We start from the raw sequence: 14,896 nt of genomic DNA on the forward strand, positions 1-14,896 counted from the left end.
GGCCGTTCACCCCTCGGCGGCGGCGCGGTAGGCGCTCGCGTCGCCCCCGAGGAGGTCGAGCACGGCGGCCTCGACCTCGCCGTGGACGGCGGTGTCGCTCAGGCCGTGGTCGTCCGTCGCGGCGAGCCGCGCGACCGTGTCCCGCACGGTCTCGCCGGCCTTGTAGCGGTCGAAGATTCGCGGGTCGATGTACGAGCTGCGGCAGACGGCGGGCGTATTGCCGAGGTGGTGGGAGACCTCCTTCACCGCGTGGGCGATGACGCGCTTGCGGCTCGGCGCGTGCTTCGGGTCGACCTCCGCGACGGCGACCGCCACCGCCGCGAGGACCGACGCGTGCCACGTGCGGAAGCTCTTCGCGCTGCCCGTCGGCACGCGCTCTGCGAGGTACTCGCTGACGTCGGCGGTCCGCAGCGGGCGCCAGCCGCTCTTCGTCCGCCACCCGAAGAGCTGCCCGTCCCCGAGCCGCATCCGCCGGAGCTTCGCGACGACCTCGGCGGCGACCGGGTCGACGACGTGCTGCACGCGGCGCTTGCCGTGCTTCGCCGGGTAGTCGAAGGTCACGACCCCGTCGTCCGGGCCGACGTGCACGTGCTCACGGCGCATCGACGTCAGGCCGTAGGTCCCGTTCTGCTGCGCGTACGTCTCGCTGCCGATCCGGAAGAAGCCGACGTCGAGGAGCCGCGCGACGACGGCGAGCACCGCCTCCCGCGAGGGGCGGCCGTCCTCCGCGACGAGCGTGTCGTGGACCTCCTGGCGCAGGACGGGGAGGCCGGCGGCGAAGACGAGCGTCTCGTCGAACTTCCGGCGCGAGCGGCGCGCGTTCCACGTGTCGTGGTAGCGGTACTGGCGGCGCCCGGCGTCGTCGACGCCCATCGCCTGCAGGTGCCCCTCCGGGTCCGGGCAGATCCACACGTCCTTCCACGCGGGCGGGATCGCGAGCGCGGCGACCCGCGCCTTGGCCTCCGGGTCGGTGATCGTCCTGCCGGCCTCGTCGAGCAGCGCGAAACCCTTGCCGGACCGGCGCCGGGTCCAGCCGGGGTCTGCGGGGTCGACGCGACGCACGGAGCACGACTGCCCCGCGCCCGGGCGGGGCAAACGCCGTGCCGGGCGTCCGGGCGCGCCCGATCGGGGTCAGCGGGGCGGGACGCGATCCGTGGCGCTGCGACCGCCGGGGCGGCCCGGGCGCGGGCCGGCGGCCTCGCGCAGGAGCCGCTCGAGGCGCCCGGAGACCGCGGGCCAGGTGAAGCGCTCCAGCGCGGCCTCCTCGGCCATGCGGGCGCGGCGGCGGCGCTCGGACGGCTGCTCGATCGCCTCGACGAGGGCGGCGGTGAGCGCCTCGCCGTCGTCCACCGCGAAGAGCCAGCCGGTGCGGCCGTCGTCGATGATGTGCGCGGGCCCGAGCGACGCGGCGGCGATCGGCGCGACGCTGCAGGCCATCGCCTCGACGATGACCTGGCCGAAGCTCTCGCGGGCCGAGGGGAGGACGAGGAGGTCGGCGGCGGCGAGGAGCTCGGGCAGCTCGAGCTGGTCGTGCCACCCGGCGAGCAGGACGTCGGCGCGGCCGAGGCGGGCGACCGCGTCGGCGGGGTGCTCGCCCTCCCACTCGCCGGGGTGGCCGCCGACGAGGACGAGCGTCGCGGCGCCGCCGGTGCGGGCCTGCGCGGCGGCGAACGCGTCGAGCAGCAGCGGCAGGCGCTTGACGCTCGTGAAGCGGCCGACGAAGAGGATCACCGGACCGCCGGCCAGCCGGGCGACCGCGGCGTCGTCGTAGGCGATCGAGCCCGGCGCGCCACCGGGCAGCCAGCCGCGCGGCTCCTCCACGAGCACGCGGCGCCAGACGTCCGCGCGGTCGACCTCGAGCGGCCGGAAGGCGACGGGGTCGAAGCCGTTCGGGAGGTCCGCGAAGCGGGTCCGCGGCAGGTCGAGCGCCGCCATGGCCCGGGCCCGGTTGCCGGGCGCGACGATGAGCCGGACGCTGCCGGCGGCCCAGCGCCGCAGGCGCTCCCGCCAGGCCTCGGCGTGCGCGAGGTGGGCGAGCTCCCCGGCCGCGATCGCCTCGAGCATGAGCAGCTCGGTGCCGTGCAGGTGGGTGACGACGGGCACGCCGGGGGCGACCCGGGCCGCCGCCTCGTGCATCGGCGTGAGGTGGTGGAGGTGCAGGACGTCCGCCTCGGCCGCGCCCGCCGCGGTGAGCTCGCGCGCCCAGGCGGCCACCTGCGCGGCGTAGGCGCGGTCGTCGAGCGCCGCCATGACCCGGTCCGGGACATCCGGCCGGTCCTCGTAGGACGGCTGCAGCGGCGCGGTGCCCGGTGCCGCGCACCGCGCCGCGGTCGGGTCGGCGTCCGCGAGCGAGCCGGTGAAGTCGACCTCGTGCAGCGGCAGGCCGGCGAAGAAGGCGCGAGCGTCGCCGTGGCCGGTGTCGCGGAGCGACCCGGAGAGCATCGTCAGGTCGACGCGGGGCGAGGCGTGAAGGCCACGGGCCAGGGCGCGTGAGGAGTAGGCGGAGCCTCCCCTCGGGTAGAAGAGCGTTCCGGACACCACACGTAACGCTGTTGTCATCAGCATCCGAGTATGGCACCCGGATGCGGCGCGCCTGCGCCGGGAGGGTCAGCCCGCGTACGCGAGGACGAGCGCCGTCGAGATCGGCCGCCCGTCGAGCAGCTCGATCCCGTGCTGCTCGCGCGGGTGGTTCACGAGGCGCCCGCCGCAGACGAGGGCGGTCGAGCCGCCGCCGTCGAGGTTCATCGCGCTCGTCGCGCCGAGCCCGACGAGGAGGTCCGCGAGCTCCCCGAGGGTGAGGCCCGCCTCGTCCTCGTGGCGCCCGTCGCAGGTGACGGCGAGCAGGCTCGTGGGGGTCAGCGCGAGCGCCGACCGCGGGTGGCGGCCCTCGGTGATGTCCGAGTCGAACTGCGCGGCGCCGGCGGTGAAGCCCTCGTCGTCGGTGCCGGTGATGGCCGAGCGGCCGTCGCGGACGAGCAGCGGCCCGGCCTGCAGCAGGTCGCCGTCGGGGACGGCGGGTAGGTCGTGGCGCGCGGCGATGCGCACGCCGCCCGCGCCGCGGTGCACGCAGGCCCGCACGGCGCCCCACGGCGCGGTGAAGGGCACGTGCTTGACGGCGCGGCCGTCGATGCGCAGCTCACCGAGCGGCGCGTTGTGCGGGCGGACGAAGAAGCCGCCGACGATCGCGTGCTCGACGCGCTCCGCGCGGCACCAGCGCACGAGCGTCTCCGGCTGCTCGAGGCGGCGGACGCCCAGCGTCAGGCCCGCGAGCGGGAAGGCCGCCACGTGCAGCGACGTGCGCGCGCCGTCGTCCAGGAGCGGACGGGTCGTGGCGACCGCGGGGCCCGCGGCGGTGCTCGGGGTGGGGGCGATGGCTCGCATCGGCGTCACAGACCTCTCGGTACCCCACGAGGCTCGCGGGGTTTCGGGCACCGTCGCGGACGACGGCCGCGCCGATGTGTCGATCCTGTGGTGTTCGGCCCGTCCCGGGGACATCCTGTGCCCGGGCGGACGGACGTTGCGGGCCGGGTGTGACCTCCCGGACCGGCTCAGCAGGTCCGGGAGGTCACACCTGCGCCGCCGGCGCCCCGATCGCCCGCCGGGCGAAGACCCGCAGCGTCGCGAGGAGCGCCGCCGCGTCCGGCGGGCCGCCCGCCAGGGGCGAGATCGGCCCGACGAGCGCCTCCCCGAGCGCGCCGACGAGCCCGGCGGCGACGACGTCCACGTCCTGCGCGGGCAGCTCGCCGGCCTGCACGCCCGCGACGAGCAGCCCGGCGACGAGCTCCCGGTAGGCGCGGCGGTAGGCGAGGCGCTCGGCCTCCAGGAGCGGATCGACCGGTTCGGCGAGCAGCGTCCAGGCCAGCCGCGGATGGTGGAGCGCCCGCCCCGCGAACGTGCTCAGCACCGCGTCGATCCGGTCGGCGGCGGTGCCCGCCGAGGACGCCGCCTGCTCCATCGCGGACAGCTCGCGGGCGCACACGGTCCGGAACAGCTCGGCGACGAGCTCGCCCTTGCCGGGCCAGTGGCGGTAGAGGGCCCCGGCCGACACCCCGGCCCGGGCGGCGACCGCGCCGACCGTCACCGCCGCGTAGCCGCCCTCGCGGGTGAGATCGAGCGCCGCGTCGAGCAGGCGCTCGCGCGTGCCCGGCGCGGCGGTCACCCCTCGCCGCCGCCCCACTCGGGCGCCGGGCCGGGCATGCGGCCCTTGAACGTCGACGCGCCGCGGTCCCCGTAGGGGCCGTCGCGGTCGGTCACGGCCTGCTTGAAGCCGGCGGCCGCGGCCCGCTGCTGGAACGCGTACCCCTCGGCCGTGTGGCGCGTGATGCCGTCGAAGACCGTCCCGAGCACCTGCGTCGCGTGCAGGCCGCGCGCCATCGTCTCCTGGTTCACGAGGAGCTTCATCATCACGAGCTGGTTCACCGGCGTCGCGGCGATCCGCTCGACGAGGGCCTCGGCGCGCTCGTCGAGCTCGTCCGCGGGGGGCGCGTCGATCGCGAGGCCCCATTCGAGCGCCTCGGTCCCGCTGAGCGAGTCCCCGGTGAAGAGCAGCCGCTTCGCGCGCTGGGGCCCGAGCCGGTGCGCCCACATCGATGTCGTCGGCGACCCCCACACCCGCGCCGGCGGGTAGCCGATCTTCGCGTCGGCGGCGATGACGAGCAGGTCCGAGCAGAGCGCCATGTCCGTCCCGCCCGCGACGCAGAAGCCCTGCACCTTGCAGACGACCGGCTTGTTCGCGTGGAAGAGCGACATGAACCCGCGGACGTTGCGGCCCATCATCGCGTAGTCCACCATCGGGTCCCAGACGCCGGACGGGTCGTGGTTGCGCATCTGCACGAGCGGGTCCAGCGGGGTGCCGGCGACCGCGTCGGCGTCGCCCTCGAAGCCGCCGTCGCCCATGCCCTCGGCGCTGTCGACGAGGTCGTAGCCGCCGCAGAAGCCCTTGCCGTTGCCGGCGAGGAGGATGACGTGCACGGCCGGGTCCAGGTCAGCGCGCTCGACGCACCGCTCGAGCTCGGTGACGAGGCGCCGGGTGATCCCGTTCCCCCGCTCCGGCCGGTTCAGCGTGATCCGGGCGACGCGGCCGGTCACCGCGTAGGTCAGGGTTCGCAGGTCGTCGCCGGAGGCCATGGCCGGACGATAGTGAATCCGGATTCACCGATGTTCCGCGCGACGACGGGCGCGTCGACCGGGTTCAGGCCTGCCGGGGGACGATGAAGCTCTGGACGAGCGCCGTCGCGAAGCCGATGAGGCGCTCGTCGTCGTAGTGCTCAGGGTCGGTCAGGGCGAGGCGGATGCCCTGCTCGGCCCCGGCGATCATGATCGCGGTCGTCAGCTCGGCGTCGAGGTGGTCGAGGTCGAGGTACGCGAGGCCCCAGGTGACGAGCGGCTCGATCTGCAGGAGGAACTGGTGGTGGTTGCGGTCGACCGCCGCGCGCGCCGCGGGCGGCATGCCGTCGGCGGGGAGCACGAAGATGCGCCACGTCGCCGGGCGGCGGCGCGCCGCCTCGAGGACGCCGGTGAGCGCGACCTGCAGCACGGCGGCGGGGTCGACGTACGGCGGGCGCGGGATCGCGGCGGCGAGGTCGGCGACGGCGCGCTCGAGCTCCCGGTCGACCATCGCCCGCAGCAGCGCGTCCGGATTGTCGAAGGAGGCGTAGACGACGGTCTTCGCGAGGTCGGCGTGACGGGCGACGGCCTCGATCGAGAACGCGCCGAAGCCGTGCTCGTCGACGATCTCGAGGGCGGCGTCGAGCAGCTGCTCGCGGCGCTCCTCGCGGGAACGGCGGGGGGAGTACTTGCGCGTGGGTGCCTTGGCCACGTCCCTAGCTTGACATCTCGGCCGGTCCCCGGGATCACACACCGTGCCATGTGCGGGATCGTGACTTCCGCGGGGGTCCCGCTCATGCCCGTCGCGGCGCGCGGCCGCCGGCAGCGCCGGGTGCCCTGAGCGGCGCGGTCAGTCGCCGTCGATGACCGCGAGCACCTGCCCGGCGGCGACCTGGTCGCCGGCGGCGACCGGCAGCGCCCCGACGACGCCGTCCGCGGGCGCGACGATCTCGTGCTCCATCTTCATCGCCTCGAGGACGAGCAGCGGCGTCCCGGCGGTGACGGTCGCGCCCGCCTCGACGAGCACGCGCAGGACGGTGCCCGGCATCGGCGAGGTGAGCGACCCGGCGGCGACCTGCGCGCTCGGGTCGGTGAAGCGCGGCAGCTCGCGCAGCGGCGCCTCGCCGTCCGGCGTGCTCACCGCGTCCGGCCCGACGCGGTAGGTCCGGCGCAGGCCGCCGGCCGTGAGCTCGACGAGCTCCGGCGTGACGCGGTGCAGGACGACGGCCTCCGGCTCGGCGAGCTGCCGGCCGGTGCGGTCGAAGCGGTAGGCGACCTCGAGCTCCTCGTCGTGCGCCGTGGCGAAGCGCGCGCTCTGGGGTACGGCCGGGTTGTTGCGCCAGCCGCTCGGCACCGCGGTGAGGACGGTCGCCTCCGCGCGGCGCGCGGCGGCCCCCGCGAGTGCGGCGGCGAGGGCGGCCGCGCGCGTCTCGTCCGGGCCGAGCAGGGGCGCCGCGAGGGCCGCGACGTCGGCCGTCGCGTCGAGCCACGTCGTGTCGGCGCTCCCGCCGAGGAACGCCTCCGAGCGCAGGACCCGGACGAGGAAGTCGCGGTTCGTCACCGTCCCCTGCACCTCGGCGCGGGCCAGGGCGTCGGCGAGCCTGCGCGCCGCCTCCTCCCGCGTCGCCCCGTGGGCGATGACCTTCGCGATCATCGGGTCGTAGTAGGGCGAGATCTCGCTGCCGCTCTCCACGCCCGTGTCGACCCGCACGCCGTCCGGCACCGCGAAGCGCGAGAGGGTCCCGGTGACGGGGAGGAAGTCGTTCGCCGGATCCTCGGCGTAGAGGCGCGCCTCCATCGCCCAGCCGTCGAGCGGCGCCTCGTGCACCGCATCCGGGAGCGGGTGGCCGGCGGCGACGTGCAGCTGCAGCTCGACGAGGTCCAGGCCGGTGACGAGCTCCGTGACCGGGTGCTCGACCTGCAGGCGCGTGTTGACCTCGAGGAAGAAGAAGTCCGTCGGCTGCGACCCGTCGTCGGGCAGCACGAGGAGGAACTCGACCGTCCCGGCGCCGGTGTAGCCGAGCGCCTCGCCGGCCTTCACCGCGGCGTCGCACAGCGCGGTCCGCAGCGCCGGCGTCACGGCGGGCGACGGCGCCTCCTCGATGACCTTCTGGTGGCGCCGCTGCACCGAGCAGTCGCGCTCGTGCAGCGCGACGACGGTGCCGTGCGCGTCGCCCATGAGCTGCACCTCGACGTGCCGCGAGCGCGGCGCGTACCGCTCGAGGAAGACCGTCGCGTCGCCGAAGGCGCTGCCCGCCTCGCGCTGCGCGGCCTCGACGGCGCCCGCCAGCGCCTCCGCCGAGGCGACGACCCGCATGCCCTTGCCGCCGCCGCCCGCGCTCGCCTTCACGAGCAGCGGGAAGCCGACCCGCGCGGCCGCCGCGGCGACGTCCTCGCCGTCGGACAGGTGCGCGCCGGGCAGGACCGGCACGCCGGCCGCCTCCATCCGCTCGCGCGCGCCGATCTTCGAGCCCATCGCCGTGATCGCCTCCGGCGAGGGCCCGACCCACACGAGCCCGGCCTCGGCGACCGCCGCGGCGAACGCGGCGTTCTCGCTGAGGAAGCCGTAGCCGGGGTGGATCGCGTCCGCGCCGGCGGCGAGCGCGGCCGCGATGACGGCGTCCCCCCGCAGGTAGGACTCGGCGGGCGTGGCGCCGCCGAGCGCGACGGCGACGTCGGCCTCCCGCACGAAGAGCGCGCCGGCGTCCGGCTCGGAGTAGACGGCGACGGTGGAGATGCCGAGGCGACGGCAGGTCGCGAAGACGCGGCGGGCGATCTCGCCGCGGTTGGCGACGAGGAGGCGGGTGATGGTCACGGGGGCGCTCATCTCTACATGCGGAAGACGCCGAAGCCCTCGGCGCCCTCGACGACGTTGTTGTGGACGACGCCGAGCGCCAGCCCCAGGACGGTGCGCGTGTCGCGCGGGTCGATGATGCCGTCGTCGTAGCCGCGGCCCGAGTTCGCCAGGGCGGTCTGCTCGCCCTCGATCTGGGCCTCGACCATCGACCGCATGTTCTTGTCGAACTCCTCGTCGTACGCCTGCCCGCGGCCCTCGGCGGCCTGCCGCGCGACGATCGACAGCACGCCCGCGAGCTGCGCGGGACCCATGACCGACGACTGGGCGTTCGGCCACGAGAAGAGGAAGCGCGGGTCGTAGCCCCGCCCGGACATCGCGTAGTTCGCCGCCCCGTAGGAGCCGCCGATGATGACGCCGAGATGGGGGACCTTCGAGTTCGAGACGGCGTTGATCATCTTCGCGCCGTCCTTGATGATCCCGCCCTGCTCGTAGTCCTTGCCGACCATGAACCCGGTCGTGTTGTGGAGGAAGACGAGCGGGACGTCCTTCTGGTTCGCGAGCTGGATGAACTGCGCGGCCTTCTGCGCCTCCTCGGAGAAGAGGATCCCCTGGAGGTTCGCGAGCACGCCGACCGGGTGGCCGTGGATCGCGCCCCAGCCGGTCGACAGCGAGGTCCCGTAGAGCGGCTTGAACTCGTCGTAGCGCGAGCCGTCGAGGATCCGCCCGAGCACCTCGCGCGTGTCGAACGGGACCTTCGGGTCGGCGGACGCGATCGCGACGAGGTCCTCGGGGTCGTGGAGCGGCTCGTCCGGCGGCAGGGTCGGGCCCGGCCCGAGCCGCCGCCAGTTCAGCGAGCGGACGATGTCGCGCCCGATGCGCAGCGCGTCCTGCTCGTCGGCCGCGAGGTAGTCGGCGAGGCCGCTGACCTTCGCGTGCATCTCCGCGCCGCCGAGCTCCTCGTCGCCCGAGTCCTCGCCGGTGGCCATCTTCACGAGCGGCGGACCGCCGAGGAAGACCTTCGCGCGCCCCTCGACGAAGACCGTGTAGTCGGACATGCCGGGGACGTAGGCGCCGCCGGCCGTCGAGTTGCCGAAGACGAGCGAGATCGTCGGGATGCCGAGCGAGGAGAGCCGCGAGAGGTTGCGGAAGGTCGCCCCGCCGGGGACGAACGCCTCGGCCTGCGTCGGGAGGTCGGCGCCGCCGGACTCGACGAGCGAGATGAGCGGCAGGCGGTTGGCGACGCAGATCTCGTGGCCGCGCAGCGCCTTGCGCAGGGAGAACGGGTTGGACGCGCCGCCCCGGATCGTCGGGTCGTTCGCGCTGACGAAGCAGACGACCCCCTCGACGACGCCGATGCCGGAGACGAGCGAGGCGCCGGTCGAGAAGTCCGTGTGGTGCGCCATGAACGGCTGCAGCTCGAGGAACGGGCTGTCGCGGTCGAGGAGCAGCGCGATCCGCTCGCGGGGCAGGAGCTTGCCTCGCTTGCGGTGGCGCGCGACGTACTTCTCGCCGCCGCCGCCGTTGAACGTCTCGAGCAGGTCGTCGAGCTCGGCGAGGCGCTCGAGCATCGCCGTGCGGTTGGCGGCCGCCGCGTCCGAGCGGGGGTCGAAGGTCGAGCGGAGGATCGTCATGCAGCGTTCCGGTGGTTGGAGGAGGAGGACGTGATGCCGTGGAGGACGAGCGCGGCGGTGTGCTCGACGAAGCGGTCGACCGCGTCGTCGTCGACCGGCCCGCCGAGCGTGTCCTCCACGGAGCGGCGGGCCGCGAAGAGGAACTCGCACATCCCGGTGATCGAGCAGAAGAGGAAGACGGGGTCGACCCGGCGGAAGGCGGGGTCGGTCAGCAGGCCCGTGTAGAAGCCGACCATCGGCGCGGCGAGGACGGCGGTCGTCCGCTCGGCGGCCGGCCCGGCCGCGTGGCCGAGGCGCTCGCCGAGCTGGTTGACGTACGGGTAGCGCAGGTAGTTGCGCACGACGCCGGCGAGGTGGCGCCGGAGCTTCTCCTCGGCCGGCAGGTCCAGGGCGGCGAGCGCGTCGAGCTCGGCGACGACCGCACCGGTCGTCCGCTCGACGAGCGCCTGCAGGAGCGCCCGCTTGCCCCCGAAGCAGTAGCTCACCATCGACACGTTGACGCCGGCCCGGGCGCAGATGTCGCTCACCGATGGCTCGGCGCCGGCCCGTTCGAAGAGCAGCTCGTGGGTCGCCTGGAGGAGCCGGTCGCGTGTGATGTCGGCGCCGTGGGCGGGTTCGGGCCGCACGGGGAGGCTCGTGGGGGCCGGGGGGCGCACGGCGCAACCATGACACGGGACCGCCCGTCAATCAAATGTTCATTTGAACGTCGTTCGCGCCGGGGGCGTTGTCCGTGATCGACAACCGCGCCCCCGCGGGCTGGGGCAGACGGACAGGCGGCAGGCCCCCCGCCCGCGGATAGCGTCGGCCCATGAGCTCCAAGCATCCCGTCGTCATCTACGGCGCCAGCGGCTACACGGGCCGCCTCGTGGCCGAGTACCTGCGGCAGTACCACGTCCCGTTCACCGCGGCCGGGCGTGACGCCGACAAGCTGCAGGCGATCATGGACAAGGTCCCCGGCATCGAGACCGCGACCTACGAGTGCGTCGCCGTCGAGCACACCGTCGAGGCGCTCACCGAGCTCTTCCGCGGCGCGAAGGTCGTCTGCAACATGGTCGGCCCGTTCGCGACGCTCGGGATGGACGTCGCCGAGGCCGCGCTCGCCGCCGGCTGCCACTACCTCGACACGACGGGCGAGCAGAACTGGATGCTCGACGTCCAGGAGAAGCTCGGCGAGGCGTACGCCGAGGAGGGCCTGCTCCTCGCCCCGTGCATCGCGCAGATGTACACGAACGGCGAGATCGCGGCGAACATCGTGCTCGAGGACCCGGCCATCGACACCCTCGACACGCTCGTCCTCTGGGGTGGCGACCCGACGATCGCCTCGACCGCGTCGATCTTCACGATCCTCATGGCCGACCACTTCTACCTCGAGAACAACGAGTACCAGAAGTGGCCCGGGGACGCCCAGTTCAACGTCACGATCCCCGGGCAGCACGAGACCGGCCTCGCCCTCACCTGGGGCGGCATCGCGCACCCGGTCTGGTTCAAGGACGACCCGCGCGTCATCACCTGCAAGTCGCACGGCGGCCTCTTCAACCAGGAGGTCATGAAGGGCGTCGTCCAGGTCATCGAGATCATCGAGACGCAGGTCAAGCCGCTCCCCACCGAGGCGGAGCAGCAGGCGGCGATCGACACGATCATCGCCCAGATGCCCGAGACGGTGACGCCGCCGCGGGAGAACCCGCTCGTCAACCGGTCGCTCGACAGCGTCATCGGCAGCGGCCCGCTCGGCTCGCGGCAGGTCGTCATCCGCGGCGCGAACAACTACCAGCAGACCGCCCTCCTGCAGGCCCACTGCGCGTACTCGCTGCTGCACCAGCCGCCCCGCCGCGTCGGCTTCGCGTCCGGGTGCCAGGCCTTCGGCCACCGCGAGCTCCTCGGTGTCCTGCAGCGCTTCGGGCTCGTCGGCGAGCCCGTCACCACCACGGTCTGATCCGGCCGGGGGTGCCTTGCGGCCGGTGCGGGGGCGCACCGGCCCGCAGGCCCCTGCGCGGCGGTCCGACCGGAGATCGGTCACACAACGGGCACACAGCGGTCCCATCCGGGTGTGACGAACGTATATATGGGGAAGACGGCGGACGGCGACGCGCCCGGCCGTTCAACCGATCCGCCGGTTCGTCCGATACGACTCCCACACCGTGGTTCTCCTTCCCAACCACATCGAGCTCTACCCCGACCGCGACGGTCTCCCGTCGGTGGCGATCACGATCGACATCACGCCGTCCCAGGTCGAGGCGACGCTCCACGGCCTGCGGACCGTGCGCGAGGCCCGCTACGCCCGGGTCCAGATCACGACGGACGACGTCATCGCGCTCCGCGACCTCACCGCCCTCGTCGACGTGCTCGCCGACATCAGCGGCCACATGGGCGTCGCGCGCGTGCAGATGACCGTCGCGCGGCTCGGTGTGCTGCGCAGCGGCCTGACGGAGTTCGCCGCCGGCGAGCACCTCGAGCGCGAGGGCGACGCCCTGCACCGCCCGGAGATCCTCGACGTCCTCGACGCCGTCGACGGCATCCACGAGCGGGCGCTCCGCGCCGCGCTCGACGGCGCGCTCATCCCCGACGCCTGATCGGCTGCGTCGATCCGGCCGGGCTACGCCTGGCCCTCCCACTCGGCGTGGAAGCGCTCGAGGAACGCCTCCATGTACGCGATCCGCTCGGCGGCGAGCCGCCGGCCCGCGTCGGTCGTCATGCGATCGCCGAGCAGCAGGAGCTTCTCGTGGAAGTGGTTGATCGTCGTGCCCTTCGCGGCGCGGTAGGCCTCGGTCGTCGCGTGGAGGACGGGCTCCTCGCCGGGGACGTGCATCTGGCGGTTGTCCCAGCCGCCGTAGGCGAACGCGCGACCGATCCCGATCGCGCCGATCGCGTCGAGCCGGTCCGCGTCCTGGACGATCCGCTGCTCGAGGCTCGTGACCTTGTCGGCGACGCCGGCGCCCTTGTAGGAGACGTTCGCGACGATCTCGGCCACCCGTCGCACCGTCTCCTCGGGAGCGCCGAGCGAGCGCAGCCACGCCGCGGCGGTCTTCGCGCCGATCGTCTCGTCCCCGTCGTGGAACTTCGCGTCGGCGATGTCGTGGAGGAGGGCGGCGAGCTCCACGACGGTGCGATCGGCCCCGGTCTCGGCGTCGCAGAGCGCGTGGGCCGAGCGCCACACACGGTGGATGTGCCACCAGTCGTGGCCGCTCGACTCCCCCTCGCACTGCGCGCGGACGTGGTCGGCGGTGGCGGTGACGAGATCCATGCGGCGGCGGACGATACCGGCGCCGCATCCCGCGGCGTGCGGCCGGAAGACGCCGCGGCCGTGCCCGGCGCACGCCGCTGGGGTAGCGTCGGGCGCCATGGCCGATGACCTCACCCAGGCGCGCTTCCCGGCGCTCGACGCCGGCTACGAGAGCTACTACCTCCGGGCGACGCAGCCCGGCGGCGGGCTCGGCGTGTGGATCCGCTACACGGTGCACCGCCGCGCCGGTCACGCGCCGACGGGGTCGCTGTGGTTCACGCTCTTCGACGCCGCGGCGCCCGGCCCGGTCGCCGCGAAGCACACCGAGCCCGGCCCGCAGGCCGGCGGAGGCGACTGGATCCGCATCGGCGGCGCCGTCATGCGCTCGGGGACGGCCGCCGGCGCGGTCACCGTCCCCGGCGGGGCCGACGTCGCCTGGGAGCTGACGTTCACCGGCGAGCCGCTGCTCGCGCACCTGCCGCGCCCGTGGATGTACCGCACGCCGCTCCCGAAGACGAAGCCGGTGAGCATCCACCCGGTCGCCCGCTTCGACGGGTCGGTCACCGTCGCCGGGCGCCGGATCGAGCTCGACGGCTGGCCCGGCATGGTCGGGCACAACTGGGGGACGCAGCACGCCGAGCGCTGGGTGTGGCTGCACGGGATGGACTTCGAGACCTGCGGCGACGACACGTGGCTCGACGTCGTCCTCGGACGGCTGAGGATCGCCGGCCGCACGACGCCGTGGGTGGCCTCGGGTGCGGTGTCGGTCGCGGGCGAGCGGTACGCGCTCGGGGGGCCGGCGCGGGCGCGGGCGACGAAGGTGGACGCGACGCCGGACCGCATCAGGTTCACGCTCCCCGGGAGCGGCGTGACGGTGACGGGGACCGCCTCGGCGCTGCGCGAGCGGTTCGTCGGCTGGGTCTACGCGGACCCGGACGGCTCCGAGCACCACACGGTCAACTGCTCGATCGCCGACCTCGAGCTCACCGTCGCCCGGGAGGGTCGCCCGCCGGCGACGCTCCTCTGCCGCGGCCTCGCCGCCTACGAGCTCGGGATGCGCGAGCACGACCACGGCATGACGATCCAGCCGTTCGGCGACGGCTAACCCGGCCGCGCCCCGGCGAGGACGACCTCGACGACGTAGCTCTCGCGGACCGACGCGGGCTGGCGGAGCATCCAGACGGTCGCCGGGGAGGCGCGCGCCGCGCCGCGGCGGGCGACCTGGTCGACGTAGCTCAGCCGGACCGCGTCGGGCTGGCGGAGCATCCAGACCGTCTGCTCGCGCTCGCCGCCGCCGCGTTCGAGGACCTCGCCGAGGTAGCTGCGCCGCACCGCGAGCGGCTGTCCGAGCATCCAGCGCTGCTCCGGCTGCGGGGCGAGCGCCGCGGCCGCCCGGGCCACGAAGTCCGGCGCGAGCAGCATCTCGCGTTCGAGGAAGCCGGTCACCCGTCCATCATCGCGCGGCGGCCCGACAGCGCGGCGCCGCGCTCAGTCGAGCGCGACGAGCTCGAACCGCACGACGCCCGCAGTGATCGTCGCCAGGCCCATCGTGTGGCCGGGAGCGCGGCGCCGTTCGGTCGGCGAGCCGGGGTTGAAGACCTGGAAGCCGCCGCCGAGCTCGGTGTGCTCCGGCAGGTGCGTGTGCCCGAAGACGACCGCCGCGCAGGCCGGGAAGCGCCGCCGCAGCCGCGCGGCGCGGTCCTCTGCCGGTCCGGGGATGTGGACCATGCCGATGCGCGCGCCGCCGAGCTCGACCTCGCGGGCCTCCGGCAGACGGGCGCGGACGGCCGGCCCGTCGACGTTCCCGTGGACGGCGTGCAGCGGCGGCCCGAGCGCCTCGAAGAGGTCGAGCGTCGCCACGTCGACGAAGTCCCCGGCGTGGAGGATCGCGTCGGCCGCGCGGCAGCGCTCGAGGCACGCGTCGGGGACGACGCGATCCCCGCGCGGGAGGTGGGTGTCGCTGACGATCGCCACGCGCATGGGCGGCGAGCGTACCGGCGCCCCCGGAAACGCGAAACCCGCCACGGGGGCGGGTTTGCGGGGCGATGGAGCTAAGGAGACTCGAACTCCTGACCTCTGCCATGCGAAGGCAGCGCTCTACCAGCTGAGCTATAGCCCCGGGTGACCATCCATCCTACCGGC

General features: G+C 74.5%; 15 protein-coding genes and 1 tRNA gene. 3 read left to right on the forward strand and 13 right to left on the reverse strand.

The features are described 5' to 3' along the window. Positions 1 to 6: 6 nt before the first annotated feature. The 9 genes from NBH00_RS00685 to NBH00_RS00725 form a co-directional block, all read right to left on the reverse strand. Positions 7 to 1,062 (reverse strand): DNA topoisomerase IB, encoded by a 1,056-nt coding sequence (locus NBH00_RS00685; protein ID WP_254571439.1) that lies wholly within the window; start codon positions 1,060 to 1,062, stop codon positions 7 to 9. Positions 1,063 to 1,131: 69 nt separating this feature from the next. Beyond that, positions 1,132 to 2,538: a glycosyltransferase family 4 protein gene (locus tag NBH00_RS00690; RefSeq protein WP_254571440.1), complete on the reverse strand. Its 1,407-nt coding sequence runs from the start codon at positions 2,536 to 2,538 to the stop codon at positions 1,132 to 1,134. A 69-nt stretch (positions 2,539 to 2,607) separates the two neighbouring features. After that, complete coding sequence (locus NBH00_RS00695) at positions 2,608 to 3,381, reverse strand: phosphodiester glycosidase family protein (protein ID WP_254571441.1); 774 nt, start codon at positions 3,379 to 3,381, stop codon at positions 2,608 to 2,610. A 184-nt stretch (positions 3,382 to 3,565) separates the two neighbouring features. Further along, complete coding sequence (locus NBH00_RS00700; protein ID WP_254571442.1) at positions 3,566 to 4,159, reverse strand: TetR/AcrR family transcriptional regulator; 594 nt, start codon at positions 4,157 to 4,159, stop codon at positions 3,566 to 3,568. After that, complete coding sequence (locus tag NBH00_RS00705; RefSeq protein ID WP_254571443.1) at positions 4,156 to 5,127, reverse strand: crotonase/enoyl-CoA hydratase family protein; 972 nt, start codon at positions 5,125 to 5,127, stop codon at positions 4,156 to 4,158. The genes NBH00_RS00700 and NBH00_RS00705 overlap by 4 nt, the downstream gene beginning before the upstream one ends. A 64-nt stretch (positions 5,128 to 5,191) precedes the next feature. After that, a complete protein-coding gene (locus tag NBH00_RS00710; RefSeq protein ID WP_254571444.1) occupies positions 5,192 to 5,818 on the reverse strand; it encodes a TetR/AcrR family transcriptional regulator in 627 nt (208 codons plus the stop codon). Positions 5,819 to 5,956: 138 nt separating this feature from the next. After that, positions 5,957 to 7,921 carry an ATP-binding protein gene (locus NBH00_RS00715; protein ID WP_254571445.1) on the reverse strand — a complete coding sequence of 655 codons (1,965 nt, stop codon included), beginning with the start codon at positions 7,919 to 7,921 and terminating at the stop codon, positions 5,957 to 5,959. Positions 7,922 to 7,935: 14 nt separating this feature from the next. Next, the gene (locus NBH00_RS00720) at positions 7,936 to 9,534 is read right to left on the reverse strand and encodes an acyl-CoA carboxylase subunit beta (protein WP_254571446.1); all 1,599 of its coding nucleotides are present in this window, start codon (positions 9,532 to 9,534) and stop codon (positions 7,936 to 7,938) included. Beyond that, positions 9,531 to 10,160 carry a TetR family transcriptional regulator gene (locus tag NBH00_RS00725; protein WP_254571447.1) on the reverse strand — a complete coding sequence of 210 codons (630 nt, stop codon included), beginning with the start codon at positions 10,158 to 10,160 and terminating at the stop codon, positions 9,531 to 9,533. The genes NBH00_RS00720 and NBH00_RS00725 overlap by 4 nt, the downstream gene beginning before the upstream one ends. A gap of 182 nt (positions 10,161 to 10,342) precedes the next feature. Between NBH00_RS00725 and NBH00_RS00730 the strand changes: the two genes are divergently transcribed. Together NBH00_RS00730 and NBH00_RS00735 are read left to right on the forward strand one after the other, a co-directional pair. Beyond that, complete coding sequence (locus tag NBH00_RS00730; protein ID WP_254571448.1) at positions 10,343 to 11,467, forward strand: DUF5938 domain-containing protein; 1,125 nt, start codon at positions 10,343 to 10,345, stop codon at positions 11,465 to 11,467. A gap of 205 nt (positions 11,468 to 11,672) precedes the next feature. Beyond that, complete coding sequence (locus NBH00_RS00735) at positions 11,673 to 12,104, forward strand: hypothetical protein (RefSeq protein WP_254571449.1); 432 nt, start codon at positions 11,673 to 11,675, stop codon at positions 12,102 to 12,104. Between the two features lie 23 nt (positions 12,105 to 12,127). On the opposite strand, the gene NBH00_RS00740 is transcribed toward NBH00_RS00735, so the two are convergent. Then, positions 12,128 to 12,775 (reverse strand): HD domain-containing protein, encoded by a 648-nt coding sequence (locus NBH00_RS00740; RefSeq protein WP_254571450.1) that lies wholly within the window; start codon positions 12,773 to 12,775, stop codon positions 12,128 to 12,130. 97 nt (positions 12,776 to 12,872) lie between these two features. Here NBH00_RS00740 and NBH00_RS00745 point away from each other — a divergent pair, with 97 nt between their 5' ends. Beyond that, a complete protein-coding gene (locus tag NBH00_RS00745; RefSeq protein WP_254571451.1) occupies positions 12,873 to 13,859 on the forward strand; it encodes a hypothetical protein in 987 nt (328 codons plus the stop codon). On the opposite strand, the gene NBH00_RS00750 is transcribed toward NBH00_RS00745, so the two are convergent. The 3 genes from NBH00_RS00750 to NBH00_RS00760 form a co-directional block, all read right to left on the reverse strand. After that, positions 13,856 to 14,200 (reverse strand): hypothetical protein, encoded by a 345-nt coding sequence (locus NBH00_RS00750; protein WP_254571452.1) that lies wholly within the window; start codon positions 14,198 to 14,200, stop codon positions 13,856 to 13,858. The genes NBH00_RS00745 and NBH00_RS00750 overlap by 4 nt on opposite strands. Before the next feature lie 42 nt (positions 14,201 to 14,242). Then, positions 14,243 to 14,734, reverse strand: a complete 492-nt coding sequence (locus NBH00_RS00755; RefSeq protein ID WP_254571453.1) for a metallophosphoesterase family protein — start codon at positions 14,732 to 14,734, stop codon at positions 14,243 to 14,245. Positions 14,735 to 14,800: 66 nt separating this feature from the next. Next, positions 14,801 to 14,873: transfer RNA gene (locus tag NBH00_RS00760), tRNA-Ala, on the reverse strand. Positions 14,874 to 14,896: the final 23 nt, after the last annotated feature.

The sequence above is a fragment of the Paraconexibacter antarcticus genome, assembly GCF_024220175.1.
Classification (GTDB): Bacteria; Actinomycetota; Thermoleophilia; order Solirubrobacterales; family Solirubrobacteraceae; genus Paraconexibacter; species Paraconexibacter antarcticus.